The organism is Bacteroidota bacterium, assembly GCA_016720935.1.
Taxonomy (GTDB): domain Bacteria; phylum Bacteroidota; class Bacteroidia; order AKYH767-A; family 2013-40CM-41-45; genus JADKJP01.
On sequence record JADKJP010000004.1, the window covers coordinates 504,796 to 520,872 of the forward strand.

Annotated in this window: 10 protein-coding genes; 4 read left to right on the top strand and 6 right to left on the bottom strand. The window is 42.3% G+C overall.

Annotated elements, in window-relative coordinates:
- Positions 1-318 precede the first annotated feature (318 nt).
- Together IPP86_06160 and IPP86_06165 are read right to left on the bottom strand one after the other, a co-directional pair.
- Positions 319-5,352 carry a CotH kinase family protein gene (locus IPP86_06160; protein MBL0138101.1) on the bottom strand — a complete coding sequence of 1,678 codons (5,034 nt, stop codon included), beginning with the start codon at positions 5,350-5,352 and terminating at the stop codon, positions 319-321.
- 256 nt (positions 5,353-5,608) lie between these two features.
- Positions 5,609-6,106, bottom strand: a complete 498-nt coding sequence (locus IPP86_06165) for a biotin/lipoyl-binding protein (GenBank protein MBL0138102.1) — start codon at positions 6,104-6,106, stop codon at positions 5,609-5,611.
- A gap of 86 nt (positions 6,107-6,192) precedes the next feature.
- Between IPP86_06165 and IPP86_06170 the strand changes: the two genes are divergently transcribed.
- The 4 genes from IPP86_06170 to IPP86_06185 are packed head-to-tail and all read left to right on the top strand — an operon-like array spanning position 6,193 to position 12,131.
- Complete coding sequence (locus tag IPP86_06170; GenBank protein ID MBL0138103.1) at positions 6,193-8,805, top strand: M1 family peptidase; 2,613 nt, start codon at positions 6,193-6,195, stop codon at positions 8,803-8,805.
- Entirely contained in the window at positions 8,789-10,267 is a 1,479-nt protein-coding gene (locus tag IPP86_06175) for a glycosyltransferase family 39 protein (protein ID MBL0138104.1), read from the top strand. The genes IPP86_06170 and IPP86_06175 overlap by 17 nt, the downstream gene beginning before the upstream one ends.
- Positions 10,264-11,361 (top strand): acyloxyacyl hydrolase, encoded by a 1,098-nt coding sequence (locus IPP86_06180; protein ID MBL0138105.1) that lies wholly within the window; start codon positions 10,264-10,266, stop codon positions 11,359-11,361. Before IPP86_06175 ends, IPP86_06180 begins: the two co-directional genes overlap by 4 nt.
- Complete coding sequence (locus IPP86_06185) at positions 11,358-12,131, top strand: DUF2807 domain-containing protein (GenBank protein ID MBL0138106.1); 774 nt, start codon at positions 11,358-11,360, stop codon at positions 12,129-12,131. The genes IPP86_06180 and IPP86_06185 overlap by 4 nt, the downstream gene beginning before the upstream one ends.
- Positions 12,132-12,142: 11 nt before the next feature.
- On the opposite strand, the gene rnhA is transcribed toward IPP86_06185, so the two are convergent.
- From rnhA to dprA, 4 genes are all read right to left on the bottom strand, one after another.
- Positions 12,143-12,586 (bottom strand): ribonuclease HI, encoded by a 444-nt coding sequence (gene rnhA, locus IPP86_06190; protein ID MBL0138107.1) that lies wholly within the window; start codon positions 12,584-12,586, stop codon positions 12,143-12,145.
- Positions 12,587-12,648: 62 nt separating this feature from the next.
- Entirely contained in the window at positions 12,649-13,632 is a 984-nt protein-coding gene (locus IPP86_06195; protein ID MBL0138108.1) for a WG repeat-containing protein, read from the bottom strand.
- A 28-nt stretch (positions 13,633-13,660) separates the two neighbouring features.
- Entirely contained in the window at positions 13,661-14,851 is a 1,191-nt protein-coding gene (gene kbl / locus IPP86_06200) for a glycine C-acetyltransferase (GenBank protein MBL0138109.1), read from the bottom strand.
- Positions 14,852-14,957: 106 nt separating this feature from the next.
- Positions 14,958-16,076 (bottom strand): DNA-protecting protein DprA, encoded by a 1,119-nt coding sequence (gene dprA / locus IPP86_06205; GenBank protein ID MBL0138110.1) that lies wholly within the window; start codon positions 16,074-16,076, stop codon positions 14,958-14,960.
- Position 16,077 lies beyond the last annotated feature (1 nt).

Below are 16,077 nucleotides of genomic sequence, written 5' to 3' on the forward strand. Positions count from 1 at the left end.
AAATCAAAGCAAATAAACTCAAACAAGACGCTAGCAAACAGCTTAAAATTGAAAACTTCATCAATAAAAAACGAAAGACGCGTTTTAAGCATGTTCCTGAAGAATTAAATAGTCCAAATAAAAAATATTGCAAACAAATGCAGCAAACAAATGCAGCAACCACATGCAAAATAAATTTTTTTTACGACTTTTCCTAGAGAAAGGAAATTTTCTGAATCAGAATTCACCAAAATTGAATGCTGAATCCAAATGCAAAAAAAATTATAAAAAGTCGCAAAGGATGTATTCCCTTGGCTAAAAAAACAAGCACAAAAAAATTTATCTGGTCACAGACAATCGCCCTGTCTGGGTTCGTTCTTCTGTCTGGAAGCGATAAAGATAAATTCCGGAACTCAGACGTCCCGCATCGAAACGAACAATTTGTTCTCCTCCGGCAAGGTTCGCGTCTACGACATGTTCAACGAACTGTCCGGCAAGATCCGTGATTTCAATGCTCACATGCTGTGCATGACTCAAACCAAAAACGAAGGTTGTGAATTGATCAAAAGGATTTGGGAAAATATACAAAGCGGTTGTGTTCTTTATTTCTTCTATACCAATGATTCCATCCATCACTCTCACTGTATCGCACTGAGTGCAATTACCGCTGTCAGTCACACACAAGGTATACAAATCGCCGGGCAGATTTATTGCCTGAGCGCTTGTTTGTCCGGATGGTGTCCACAAATAAATATACGGAGGCAATCCCCCCGAAACTGTCGCGGCAGCACTTCCATCGCTGCAATTGTGGCAACTGGCATCAATGTGTTGCAGTGAGACGCTTAATGGTGTTGGTTCCGAAATCGAAAATACTTTATTGACAAAACAACCGTTTCCATCGGAGACAACGACCTGGCAGCTACCCGGACAAAGATTCGCCTGAACGGTACCGGTATCACCATTGCACCAATTGAAATAATAAGGCTGAACACCGCCTGACACAACAACTTCCGCGGAACCATTGCAGGCACTGAAGCAACTTACATCCGAAGCAATGACATTGGCCACAAGTTCATCCGGACCGGTAATACTGGCTGAAGCTGTTGTGATGCAACCCAGAGAATCCGTCACTACCACATCGTAAGTCCCGGGTGAGAGATTTACGGCAGAATCATTTGTTTGTCCGCCGGGATTCCATGCATAAGTATAAGGAGGAGTTCCACCACCGGCATTTGCATAAATAAATCCATCCATTGCACCGAAACAATTTACATTGTTAGGCGACATCAATACTGCCAGCGGAGCCGGTTCATCAAGTAAAATTCCGATCGAGTCGCGGCATGCGTTGGCGTCGGTTACGATGACACTGTACAATCCCGCTGAAAGACCGCTTGCAGCAGCTGTAGTGGAAACATTTGGTGTCCATGCATAGGACATTGGCTGAGTACCACCATTGACAGAGACGCTAAGCGATCCATCTGAATTTCCATTACAAGTCAGTTCATGCACAGAAGCAAGAACGAGTTGCGGAGAAGTATTGGCAACAACTGTTGCGGAAGCTGTGGTCGTACATGCATTTGCATCGGTAACTGTGACAGTATAAGTTCCTGCGGCAAGATTTTGAATTGTGCTCAGAGTATCGCCTGTCAGCGTCCAGATGTAATGATATGTTCCTGTTCCTCCGCTTACATTCGATGAAATCGATCCATTATCCAATCCACATCGTGCCGGGTTAGCTGTCAGTGAAACGGATAATGCGTTGGGTTGTGTGACAGTAGCAGAAGAAGAAGCCGTGCAACCCCTCTGATCTGTTACGGTAACGGTATAATTGCCTGCAGATACAGAATTTGAACCCGAGCCGCCGGAACCAATGAGCGGGTTCCAGACATACGTATAAGCGGAAGATCCACCACTTGCAAGCACCGATATTGTTCCTGTAGATGTACCGAAACAAGTTGCAGGAGTGGTTTGCATTGTCAAAGAAATAGCAGTCGGTTGCGTGATGGTGATTTGTTGTAAACTGGAGCATCCATTCATGTCTGTTGCAGTGATCACATAGGTACCTGCACTCAAACCAGTGGCCGAAGCATTGGTTCCACCCGATGGCGACCAGTTATATGTATACGGTGTTGCGCCTCCTGTTGCAAGGATTGCTGCGCTTCCATTTGAACCACCGAAGCATGAAACATTTGTTTGTGATTGTATGCTTGTGTTTAATCCGGAAGAATTCGAAACAGAAACAGTTGCTGTTGCGGAACAATTGTTCGCGTCAGTAACGGTCACCGTATAGGTTCCTGCTCCGAGATTCGTGGCTGAGGATGCATTTCCACCTGAAGGAGACCATTGATAACTATAAGATGAAGTTCCTCCTGAAGCGATGACATCGGCAGTGCCATCTGCCTGTCCACAATTGGAAGGCGTGGAAGAAACATTCAACGAAATTGCTGTTGGTTGTGTAACACCGGCCTGACTTGTGCCTGTGCAATTATTTGCATCTGTAACCGTAACTGTATAATTCCCCGCGACCAATCCTGTGACTGATGCGAGTGTAGAATTTCCCGGGAACCAATGATAGGTGTAAGCACCTGTTCCTCCGCTCACATTCACCGAAACACTTCCATTGGCAGACCCAAAACAGGTTGCTGCTTGAGAACCGGCAGTTGCAGAAACAGCGGAAGGTGCAGAGAGACTTACAGTAGCAGTTGCAGTACATCCGGAAGCGTCGGTTGAAGTAACTGTATATACTCCTGCCTGTAATTGCGTTGCTGATGAAGCTGAACCACCGGAAGGTGACCAGGAGTATGAATATGGAGAGGTACCACCGCTAACATTGGCTAAGGCTGTACCATTGTTCCCCTGAAAACAGGAAGGATTTGTGCCGCTTGTTGAAACACTTACAACAGTTGGTTCGGTAATAGTAAATTCTATTCTGTCTTCACAGCCCACTGCATCAGTGACCGCAGCTTCATAAACTCCGGGAGCCAAACCTGTCGCTGTACTTTGATTGCCACCTGAGGGAGACCATGCATAAGTATAAGGAGGATTTCCGCCGGACACCAACACACTCGCGCTTCCGTTTGCAGCTCCATTACAGGTAACATTATTCAAACTTCCCTGCGACACAACAGGTGCAACAGGATTGCTGATAAAAACATCAGCGGAATCTTTACAGCCACGGGAATCAGTAACCACTACACGTATTGTTCCTGCACATAAGCCCGTAGCAGTTGCAGTTGTTTGTCCGTCTGCCCACGCATAGGTATAAGGAGGAGTTCCTCCTCCACCTGTCGCGGTAGCAGATGCGTTGCAACCATTTCCGCTACAACTTGCAGAGGTAGCGGAAGTATTGACTGTAACAGATGTCGGTTCCGTAATTGTAATTACAGTCGTACGCCGACAGCCCACTGCATCTTCTAACGTGACTTCATAAGGCCCCGGACAAAGTAGAGAAATAGTATCTTTTGTGACTCCCGTATCCCAGGAATATGTTTTCTGATATGGACTCACACCTGATGCCCAGGCTACACCATCACATGCATTCACACAGGATACATTTTGTTGTCCGGATGAAACAGAACAATTGCAACGACCCGGAATATTATTATCCATCCAGGCCAATCTTGTATTCACCCAGTTTTTCAGATTCTGTATTTCACCGGCGTATGTTGTCGGATAAGGAGAAGGGTTTGGCCATACATACGTTCCAAGAATCGGCCACACGGTAAAGTTCCAGTCTTTACTTTCATTCAGAACATTCGCGATGGAGTCGATGATGGAATAGATATGTTGTTTATCCAACACCGTGCTCCTCAGATTTTGCCAGCGGCATTTCAACTGATTGGTATAGTTGGAATCCTGCATCATGCGTTGCCACCAGAACGGAGGCTGATAACCATCGCTGGTGCAGGAGAACTGGTAAGCCCATCCGGTGGTATCATCACCACCGCAATAATTCGCGTTACCGAATGCGATATCATAATCCCAGACTGGGCCTGTCTTTAAAGTTTTCTCACGGTCTTTATACAGGTAAGTACTGATTCTGTAACCATCTACATTTTTACTGATTTCGTTCGACAGGAAATAATCAATGAAAGAAGTATTTCCAATGTACTGTGCATAACCATTCGTACTGTCCATGAAGGCGGAACTGTTGAGTGCCCTTTCAAAGCTATCTACGTAAGCTTGGATATAAGCTTTCTGTGGAGGCACAATACTATCCGGATCCGGATAATCGTATTGATAATATGTCGTTTGTCCGTTTGCATGATTTGGCGGAGGGTACGGAGATGTCCATCCGGAACCCCCTGTACCGGTCGTTTTATCAATTTTTATAATGTAACCACCTGAAACATCCGGATAAGTGGTTTCAAACGTATACAGCTTTTTTAAATCCAATCTGTTTTTATCTCTCTTGATTTTTTCCATGAATACATATACTCCCACGTATTCACCATTGATCACCAGGTCTACATATTTTGTACGCACCGCGTAATGACCCATTTCATTAGCAAGTTGGTAGGACAATACATTTCTGCAAAAAGATTTATCGGTATAATTCGCGCTAAGGATCCAATCGTGTTCAATAGGGAGACCAGCAATGGAAACATCATTCTTTAAAAGCCCACTTGCATCGCGAGTTTCAAAACCATAGGATTTTTTAGGAAACATTTGGGAACTTGAACCGCGGATTTCAATCGCTATTTTACCATTGTACCCGTTGTATGCATCTGTCAGATGATTTCTGTTGCCAGTTCCATTATCGATTACACCGAGATCACAAATAATTTTAGGCGCATCACTGATTGTCTGACTATTTGTGTTGATGACGAAAATCGGTAAATTACTTTGATCAAAAATAAAAGGATGAGCAGGATTGTTTCCGAAAGTAATGCTCCAGCTCACAACTGAACCGGTAATTCCATTGTTCGAATCATCGATAACACGTAACTGCCAGGTTCCGTTTCCATTCTGTCCGTTGTTTACACCCCAGAGATTTTGTTCGGGAGCATAGGTCCCACTGAAGGGTGCACTACCGGCGGTTATTGACTGAGATGCATCATGTCTGAAAGTAGTATTTGTGTAATTATCGCCTGTACCTCCATTGTCGGTAGTGAGTTCTATTCGAGTTCCATCCGGAGCCGCGAGATAACAATCAATATCTCTGTCTTGTGTATGTGTGATGTTAATGGTCACCGATTCCAATCCAAAATGATAATCGATATTCGAGGCAAGACCACTTACAGGAATATTAAATCTTGAAGTATCAATGAGAGTTAGGATTGTTCCTCCACCTCCAGAAAATGTCTGAGCAAAACTTATAATAGTCAGCAACTGAAAGAATCCGAAGAAAGAAACCCTGATGAGATTTTTCATTTTAATGGGAAAAACAAAAATTTAAACCGCAATGAAATAAACATGGAACAATGTATATCCATTCAATGATAAACATATGATGAGCTCCGCGATAAAGAGCAATCATATAAAGTGCTATGCAGGAAAATAAAACTGAATTAAAGGGCATGTTCCTCCCTTGATTCTGTCTTCACATCCCCGCAAAACGCACAGGATGTTATATTTTACTTCTAAAAAATGGAAAAGTTTATCAAAAATTCGCTTAAAACTGTCAATTTTAGCCAAAATTGACCATCACCTGATTTTTCTCGACTTTGTCGCCTTTGGTGACATGAACCTTTTTTACAATGCCATCAGCAGGCGATTTCAGGATATTTTCCATTTTCATGGCTTCCAGAACAACGATCGCGTCTCCTTTTTTTATCGTTTGACCGCTTTCCACAAGTACATTCAATACAAGTCCGGGCATTGGGGCCTTCATGTCGTTCAACTTCGGACCGGCACTCAAATCAATGCCCATTTCCTTCAATAAATCGTCGTATTTATCCCTTACAGAAAGAGAATAAACTGAATTGTTAACTTTTATTACAAACAATTTCTCCTCCGGTTTAACCTCAATAATTTCAGCAATGTATGATTTGTTGTCCCGGAGAATATGGAATTTCCCTTTGTTGAATTCCAGAACATCAGCATGAAAAGGCTGACCATTGATGGATTGATGGGTAGAGTCGTACTCCACCTTGAATTCCTGATTATTTACCAGTACTTTATACATGTAACAAAGATACAATTTTTCCGAAAGCTAGACCACCCAAAGCTTTGCGGAACAAGGCAATTTCTATCTTTGAAGCAATTATGATGATGAAAAAATACCTGTTGACCTTCTTCGCGATAGTCCTGTGGACTTCCTGTTCGACAACGAAGCAGCCTTCCGGAACCGCGACAACGAAAGAAAAAATAGACGTACAGGAAAAGAATCCTGAGCTTGAAGTTTACAGAGCAACCTATACCAGGTACACTGATCTGATTCATACCAAACTGGAAATTAAACCCGACTGGAATAAAAAATTTGTTTACGGGAAAGCGACGATAAATCTTCATCAGCATTTTTATCCATCTGATAGTGTTTGTCTGAATGCCAGGGGGATGTCCATTCAAAAAGTTTCCATACAAAATTCCGATAACACAAAAAAAGATCTTGCTTATACCTATTCCGATGATCTTTTGTGTATCCGACTTGACAGGGTTTATTCAAAGAATGACGTCTTTTCGATCTATATTGAATACACCGCGAAACCCGATGAACTGAAAACCGGCGGAAGTGCGGCCATCAACAGCGACAAGGGTTTTTATTTTATCAACGCGGATGGAAAAAATCCGGACAAGCCAAGGCAGTTCTGGACGCAGGGTGAAACACAATCAAATTCAGTTTGGTTTCCAACCATTGAATCTCCTGATCAAAAAATGACGCAGGAAATTTACCTGACTGTCGACAGTGCATATCAGACACTTTCGAATGGTTTGTTGCTGTCAACGACATATAATGGAGACGGCACCAAAACCGATTACTGGAAACAAAGTTTGCCTGCAGCGCCGTATCTGACCATGATTGCGGCAGGTGATTACGCGGTGGTGAAAGACAAATGGAGAAACATTGAAGTAAGTTATTATCTCGACAAACCCTACGAAAAATACGCGAAGATGATCTTTGGAAAAACTCCGGAGATGATCGAATTCTTTTCCAACAAACTCAAAGTTGATTTCCCTTGGGAGAAATACAGTCAGATTGTTGTTCATGATTATGTGAGCGGTGCGATGGAAAACACCACTGCCGTCGTTCATGGCGTGAATATGCAACAGGATTCCAGAGAATACCTTGATGGAAATTATGAAGATTACATTTCTCATGAATTGTTTCATCATTGGTTTGGAGACCTCGTAACATGTGAATCCTGGTCGAACCTTACTCTCAACGAAGGTTTCGCGAATTATAGTGAGTATCTCTGGAGAGAATACAAATATGGCCGCGATGATGCCGACAGAAGTAATCAGGGTGAACAAACAGGCTACTTGTTATCAACCACAAAGAACGACCCCGCTTTGATTCGTTTTAATTACGAGGATCGTGAAGATATGTACGATGCCATTTCGTATAACAAAGGTGGAAGGGTATTACACATGCTTCGGAAATACGTTGGAGACGACGCCTTTTTTGCCGCATTAAAACTATACCTGGACTCACACCGGTTTTCTTCTGTGGAAGTACATGATCTGAGAATGGCTTTTGAGAAAATCACCGGTGAAGACCTGAACTGGTTTTTCAATCAATGGTTTCTTTCCCCCGGAAGACCTGCCATCACTATCCAATACAATTGGGATGAAGTAGCCTTGCAACAAAGCATTACAATTGAACAAACCCAGGAACTTGACAAGAATCCTTTGTACAGAATTCCACTGGATGTTGATTTCTATTATCAGGGAAAAGTGGAACGAACAAGAATTGTGATTGACAGCGCGCGACAGGAATTTACTTTTACAGTTCCCTCCCGTCCGGATCTTGTCAATGTTGACGCGGAAAAAATGTTGCTGTGCACCAAGAAAGACAAAAAAGAAAAATCCGCTTTTCTTTTTCAGTTTTATCATGCACCACTTTATCTTGACAGGTTCGAAGCGCTCGTAAAACTCGCCGATGGTTACCGAACAGGAACTCCTGAAGCACAGGTAGTGCTGGACGCGCTCAAAGATCCATCCTGGAAAATCAGGCTGACGGCTCTCGACAACATCGACGAACTTGCAAAAAATATGGGTGATAGCCTGCTGCCCGTCATTCTTCAATTAGCACAACACGATTCAATTTCTGATGTACGTGAAGCTTCCTATAAGATTTTGGGTAAATATTATAAATACCACGATTTGGAAAAAGAAATTGAAGCCGGGTTGAAAGACAGCTCCTACCAGGTGAATGCAAGAGCGTTCAAAATCATTTCCGATAAAGATCCCGACAAGGCATTCAAAGTCGCTGTTGAATTGGAGGCAGATTCAAGTTCTGACATTTTTATGGAACTCACATCTTTCTATGCGGCTCATCCGAATAAAAATCACATACCTTATTTTACAAAAGCACTGCGAAAAAGTCGTGGATGGTACAACTACCAAATCCTTAACAATTTTGGAAAATATCTTTCTACTCAAGATGATCCGATTTTAAGTGAAGGGATTTCATTCCTGGAAAATTTCGCTTCCTATTCATCCCGAAAAAGGCAATTGAATGCAATCAATAATTGCTACAAAGCAATCCTGGCCGACATAAAATCAAGAATTGACAAAAAGGAAGAAGAGCTTCAGGCAGCAGAGAAAAACAATAGTCCGCTTTTAAATAAAGTTGAAATAGAAAAAAGTCTGCGTGATTTGAAAGCACTAAAATCGAAGGTTTCTGAGTCACAGGACAAACTGGACGATGCAAGCGGAAAATAATCTTTCTACACAAAACACAGTCACCGGCACCTTGAAATACGGGAGCTGGTTTGCCTTGCTTATTTTTTTTGTCAACCTGATTCTTAAGCTTTGGTTTCTCTCTTACAACGACCTGGCGCTTGACGAACCATTTACACTTTTTCATTCGCAAAAATCCTTTGCAGGAATTTTTGAAATGCTAAGAGGTGAAAATAATCCTCCGCTGTATTTTCTATTTATGAAAATATGGACAAGTACATTTGGCATCGGAGCTTTCGCGGCAAGATTCCCTTCCGTGGTTTTCAGTTCATTGGCTGCTGCCATAATTTATCTGACCGGAAGAAAATTCTTTAATCTGAGAACAGGTCTGATCGCGAGTTTGCTATTCTCATTCTCCAATACACATTTGTTTTATGCTCAGGATGCAAGGGTTTATGCTCTTTTCTTCCTCCTTGCTGTCTGCTCCAATTATATTTTCTTTTGTCTTCAGCAAACACCAGGTTCAAAAAAACTTCTGATCAGCTGGATCATTTTGAATGTACTCCTACTCTATTCTCACTTCTTCGGAATCGTATTTGTTTTCTTTCAATTAATTGCTGTACTAAGTTTAAAGCAACTCCGTGAATCATTACTCAAACAAACTCTTTGGTGCTGTTTTGCTTTGATTTTGCTGTTCTCTCCATACATATCAATCCTTATTCAACGTTTTATCAGTACAACAGGGAATACACCCTGGATTCAGCCTCCTTTATGGTCGGATTTATACACTATGTTCTGGCGCTTTTCCAACACACCGGTGAATACTGTGATCATGTTGGCTCTTTTATTCATTGGTATTTATCTTTCATTTTCCCGTAAAAAAATAAATAACGTTGTCTTAACCGACAAATTCAGAATTCTGCTGTTTCTTCTTTTCATTCCTTTCCTCTTTATTTTTTTCGTCTCATTCAAGATCCCTCTGTTTCTTGACAGGTACCTGATATTTGTGTCTTTGTACTATTATCTGCTAGTCGCAATAAGTATAGATTTCCTCTTTCCAAAGAAATCCTGGTCCACCGGAATCGCAATGCTACTGCCACTGTTAATGGCTTTTTCATATCACTTCAAATCAGAAAAAAACCGGAACGTAAAAGAATTAGTTGAAAAAGTCAGGACCGGAACAGGTGAGAATACAGCCATTTACATTTACCCCGAATGGTTTGATTTAAATTTTGTTTATTACTATGAGAAAGATTGGTTCACTAAGCCGGATGAAACCAGAAGTCTCTTGAACGACCATCATATCTATCCCATTTTACATCCGGAGGATCTTGACAGCAATTCATTAAGTTCATTCAAAGATGTATTTTTGATCGATGCTGAAGGAGGGACATATGACGAGGGCAATCCCTTTGCAGTAAAAATTGAAACTATCTTTCCAAAAAAAGAAATTTCTGAAATTTACGAGCATCTTTACATCATCCATTTCAGTAAAGCCGAATGAGCTACCGGATCCTGATTTTACTTTTTTTTATTTCAATCGCTGAGGCAAAAGGTCTGGTGAATGACTCCACTCCCGGTTCCTGGGGAATTGAAGTAAAAGCTGAATATGGATTCGTCATGGCGCACAGACCAGCAGTTCTTCCTTTACAGCAGGAACATGTGCGCGGTCTTGAAGTGACATTCCTGAAACCAACAACAGGCAAGAAATTCTGGGAAGATAGATTTCTGCATCCTGATGTTGGTCTAACCATTGCTGCATTCGATTTGGGTAGTCCGGATTATCTTGGAAAAGGAATCGCAGTTTATCCTTTCATCAATTTCCCTCTGCATCGAACTGAAGACTGGAATTTGTATTTCCGCTATGGTATGGGCCTCGGATGGATTGAGAAGATATTTAATATTGAAGATCGGATTAAAAACGGAGCGATTGGTTCTCATCTGAATGGAGTATTGCATTTAAATTTTCATACAGAAAAAAAACTGAACGAACATTCATTTATAAGCGCAGGCATTGGCCTGACGCATTATTCCAACGGTAGCACAGCAATGCCCAATCTGGGTATCAATATTCCGACCGCGCATCTTGGCTTCATGCATTACTTTGGAAATCCGGTTGCACATGAACAACCTGTGGAAACTGCTGTCACAAAAAAAGGAAGAATCGAATTTTACATCGCGGGAGCATTCAAAAAGATTTACCCTCCACTCGGAAAAGTGTATCCTGCCGGAACATTATCAGTCGCAAGGATGCAGGCTATTTCCGCTCGAAGTGATTGGGGCGCAGGCATCGATATATTCTATGATGAAAGTATTCTGGAAAAACTGACGCGCGACCATCAGTTGTCGGCTACTTCTGCCGATAATTTTCGCCCCGGAATATATGGCGCTTATCAGGTTGCTGCAGGAAACCTTGGGCTCATGTTCAATATGGGTTTCTATCCCTATTCCAAATGGAAGGGAGATGGAAATTTTTATCATAGAATATGCTTCCGGTATTACATACATAATTTTATTGTGTGCATGAATCTGAAAACACATTACGCGAAAGCGGATTTTATTGAATGGGGTCTCGGCTGGAGATTCGGGAAAAGATGAGCAAGAATCAAATGAACGATAAGATACTAAAATCAGGATGGAAATCTATCCTGCTAATAATGAGTATTTCCTTTTTGTTGAGTACATGCAAAAAAGATCACATGATGGATTGTATCATAAGTTCAGGGGATGAAGTAACTGAATACAGACCTGCAGGTTGGTTTAGCCATGTAGACATGAAAGATCGTGTCGATCTTGTTGTTCGTAAATCATCCGAACATTATATCCGGGTGACTGCAGGATCTCATTTGATCGACGGAATCATCACAGAGTTGAGCAACGGTACATTGTACATCCGCAATGAGAACCGTTGCAACTGGGTCCGGAGTTTTAAAAACAAATACACAGTAGAAATTGGGGTGGACAGCCTTCAATCCATCGCGACTTATGGGAATGGCAGTATCACTTGTCCGGATACATTAAACGCTTACGAATTTACTTTTGATTCCTGGAATGCTTCCGGAAGTATTGACCTTTTACTGAGCTGCCAGACTTCACATCTGAACAACAATACCGGACGTATTGATATGTGGGTAGCGGGAAAAACCGGGGTGAGTTATATCGCTTTCAACGATGTCGCCTACCTTGATGCTTCAAAGTTGGTTTCAGATCTGACTTATATGCGAAACAATTCCACCGGTGACTTAAAAGTTTGTGCCACACATGAACTGGAGGTTGAAATCCGCTATTCAGGAAATATTTATTACACAGGAAACCCTTATCGCATTAAAGAAGATATTACCGGAACAGGGAAACTTATTCCTTTTTAATTCCACCCTGGTTATTCCGGTCCGGTGTATCCCTGGTCAATCAATAAATGTGAATGAAAAGATGCCGCCACCGCAAGTTCATCACAACGATTATTTTCCGGTGTATGAGCGTGACCTTTTACCCAATGAAATTTCACATGATGCTTCCTGTATATTCTGAGAAAGCGCTGCCAGAGGTCAGGATTTTTTTTACCTGAAAAACCTTTTTTCTCCCAGCCGAAAACCCATTTCTTTTCAACGGAATCCACAACGTATTTGGAATCGGAAAAAATGGTGACTCTTTGCCCTTCTTTTTTCAAAGCTTCAAGGCCGACAATCACACTCATCAGCTCCATCCTGTTGTTGGTGGTCAGGCGGTAACCTTGCGATAATTCTTTTCTGTGTTCACCGGAGATGAGAACTACACCATAGCCTCCGGGCCCGGGATTTCCACGCGAACTGCCGTCTGTATAAATTGTGATCAAGAAGTGTGTATTAGGGAGTTCAACTATTCAATGAAAGAAATGGGATGTCAATTTCAGTTCAATTGCATCCAAATTGTTCTTCCGGTTTTATCAATATAGCCACGTTTGGAATTCAATTTAACGGGCGCAATTCCATTCTGAAATTTTCCGGCAGTAGAATATTGAGGAGTGATGATAAATTTTCCTGTTTTGTTGATATAGCCCCATTTCCCGTCGATTCTTACGGCTGCTAAACCTTCTGAAAAGACCTTATCATCCATCTCACCATTAATGTCATCTTCAAATTTTGGATTGATGATATAGCTTCCATCTTTTCCGATATAACCCCATAAATTTCCAAGACGTACTGTTGCGCAGCCATCGTTGAAATCTGATGCTTCATTGAATTGGTATGGAATTACTACAGCACCTTCTTTATTGATATAACCCCATTTCCCGTTGAGTCGAACCGCTGCCAATCCTTCATGGAAAGGTTCGGCCTTTTCAAATTGCGGAGTGATGATATATTTATCAGCCTTATTGACAAAACCCCAGGCCAGACCGATTTGCACAGGAGCAAGGCCTTCAGTAAATTTTTTCGCTTTGCTGAACTGAGGGTTGATTACAATTTTTCCAAGTGTATCCACAAATGCCCATGAAGTAGAAATTTCAACAGCGGCAACACCTTCTGAAAAATCTTCCACTTGCGAAAACTGTGGTGTCACCAGTGTTTTCGTCTTTGCACTGATAAACCCCCATTTGCCATTTACCCTCACCCCGGCGTAACCGTTTGAAAAATTATGGACATCCGTAAACTGCGGGTTGATGGAAATTTTTCCGGTAAGATCCGCGAATCCCCAGACGTTACCGATTTTTACGGGTATAAAAGATTCAGCATAAGATCCCACAGCATCATACTCCGGATTGACAACCATTTTACCGTTTCTGTCAACAAAGCCCCATTTGTTATTCATCTTCACAGGGAATAAATTCACCTGTGAAAATACACCTGAGTATCCCCACAATAACAAAACAAAAAGCAAACCTGTTTTCTTCATAAGTTGATTTGAAATGATCCGGTGATCATTACGCTTTTAAAACATTCAGTTCTTTACCGATTTTGGTAAACGCTGCCACAGCTTTATCGAGATGATGACGATCGTGGCCCGCTGAAATCTGTACACGGATGCGTGCATTTCCTTTGGCTACAACCGGATAAAAGAATCCGATGACATAAATTCCTTCATCCATCAGTCTGGACGCGAATTCCTGTGCCAGCTTGGCTTCGTACAGCATGATCGGTACAATCGGATGTTCACCGGGTTTTATATCAAATCCGGCAGCAGTAATTTTCTCACGAAAATATTTTGTGTTCTCCCACAATTTATCGCGCAAGGCGGTTGTTTCGCTCAACATATCAATCACCGCGATAGATGCGCCGACAATACTTGGAGCCAGCGAATTGGAAAACAAATATGGACGAGAGCGCTGACGCAACAAATCAATGATTTCTTTGCGGCCGGAAGTAAATCCTCCCATCGCACCGCCAAGTGCTTTTCCTAAAGTTCCGGTGATGATGTCGATCTTTCCCATCACTCCGCGATATTCATGCGTACCACGACCGGTTTTTCCCATAAATCCGGACGCATGACACTCATCAATCATAATGAGTGCTTTGTATTTATCGGCAAGCTCAACGATTTTATCCAATTGAGCGATGGTTCCATCCATGCTGAAAACACCATCGGTAACGATCATACGATGACGCAATGATTGTGTATCCTGAAGAATTTTCTCCAGCTCCTCCATCGTATTGTGTTTGTAACGAAAACGCTGAGCTTTGCACAAACGAACACCATCGATAATGGAAGCATGATTTAGCTCATCACTGATGATGGCGTCTTGTTCATTCAACAAGGGTTCGAAAACTCCTCCATTTGCATCAAAAGCTGCCGCGTACAGAATTGTGTCTTCAGTTCCAAGAAAAGCAGAGATTTTTTGCTCCAGCTCCTTGTGTATATCCTGGGTTCCACAAATAAAACGTACAGAAGACATTCCATACCCATGGGTATCAATCGCTTTTTTTGCGGCTTCAATAACCTTGGGATGTGAAGACAAACCAAGATAATTGTTTGCGCAAAAATTAATGACCTGTTTTCCGTTTGCCGTAATATCGGCGCCCTGTGGGGTCGTAATGATACGCTCCGTTTTGAATAGCCCGGCAGATTTTATCTCTTCAAGTTCCTTTACAAGAACCGGTTTTAATGTGTCGTACATAGCTTGATGAATGAAGGACAAAAGTCCGAAAAAAAACGCTATTCAAAACGGTATCCGGAAATGAATATTTATCCGGCAAATTGAAACGTCATTTGTAAATTGATGATTATAGAAGTTCATAAACTTTACCCGGCAATGAACGGATGATCCCCGCGAATTCGAGATTCAACAACACGCCTGAGACCTTACTTACAGGCATTTGCACTTCCAGGGAAAGGTGGTCGATGGGATATGCGCCACGTTCACGAAGAACATCAATGACTTTTCGCTCTTCCGGATTTAAATCCAGCAGGAGTGACATCTGATGGATTGGTTTTTGCTTTTTAGCTTCCACCTCAAGATCCCAGTTCAGTGCCTGTGCAATATCCTCAGCGGATTCAATCAAAGTAGCTTTGTTTTGACGAACCAACTGGTGACAACCCTGAGAATAGGTGTCCGTAACACGACCCGGAATGGCAAAGACATCCCGATTATAGGAATTTGCCAATTCCGCTGTGATCAATGCGCCACCACGATTGGCCGATTCGATCACGATGGTCGCATCGGTCATACCGGCGACAATTCGGTTGCGTGCAGGAAAATTTTCGCGATCGGGATTGGTGCCACTCAGGTATTCGGTGAGTATCCCTCCTTGTTTCACCATCTTCTCCGCCGTGGTTTTGTGGATGGAGGGGTAAATACGATCCAGACCATGCGCCGTGACGGCAACTGTGGGCAATTCGAATTTTAGTGCTGATTTATGCGCGGCAATATCCACTCCATAAGCCATACCGCTGACTATAAGCGTTTCGTATTTCACCAAGCCCTCAATGATCTTCTCTGTAATTTCCTTTCCATACGATGTGATGTGCCGCGTCCCAACTACAGCGACTGCGTGTGGAACATTCAGATTTTGATTGCCTTTGTAAAACAAGAGTACAGGCGCATCTTCACAGTTCTTTAATCGAAAGGGGTAATCGGCATCGAGATAAAACAAAGGAGTGATTTTATGTTTTCGTACAAATAAAACCTCCCGTTCAGCTTCGGCAAAAAGTTTATGTCCGGTAATGATTTCAGCCCTTTCCGTACCGATTCCGGGAATTTTTTCGAGTTGGGATTTTTTTCTGCGGAAAATTTCAGGCACACTTCCGCAATAGCTCACAAGATTCCTTGCCAGCACAGGCCCGATTCCGGGCAAGAGGCTCAGGGCAATTTGCATTTTCAACAAATCGTCGGGATGGTTCATT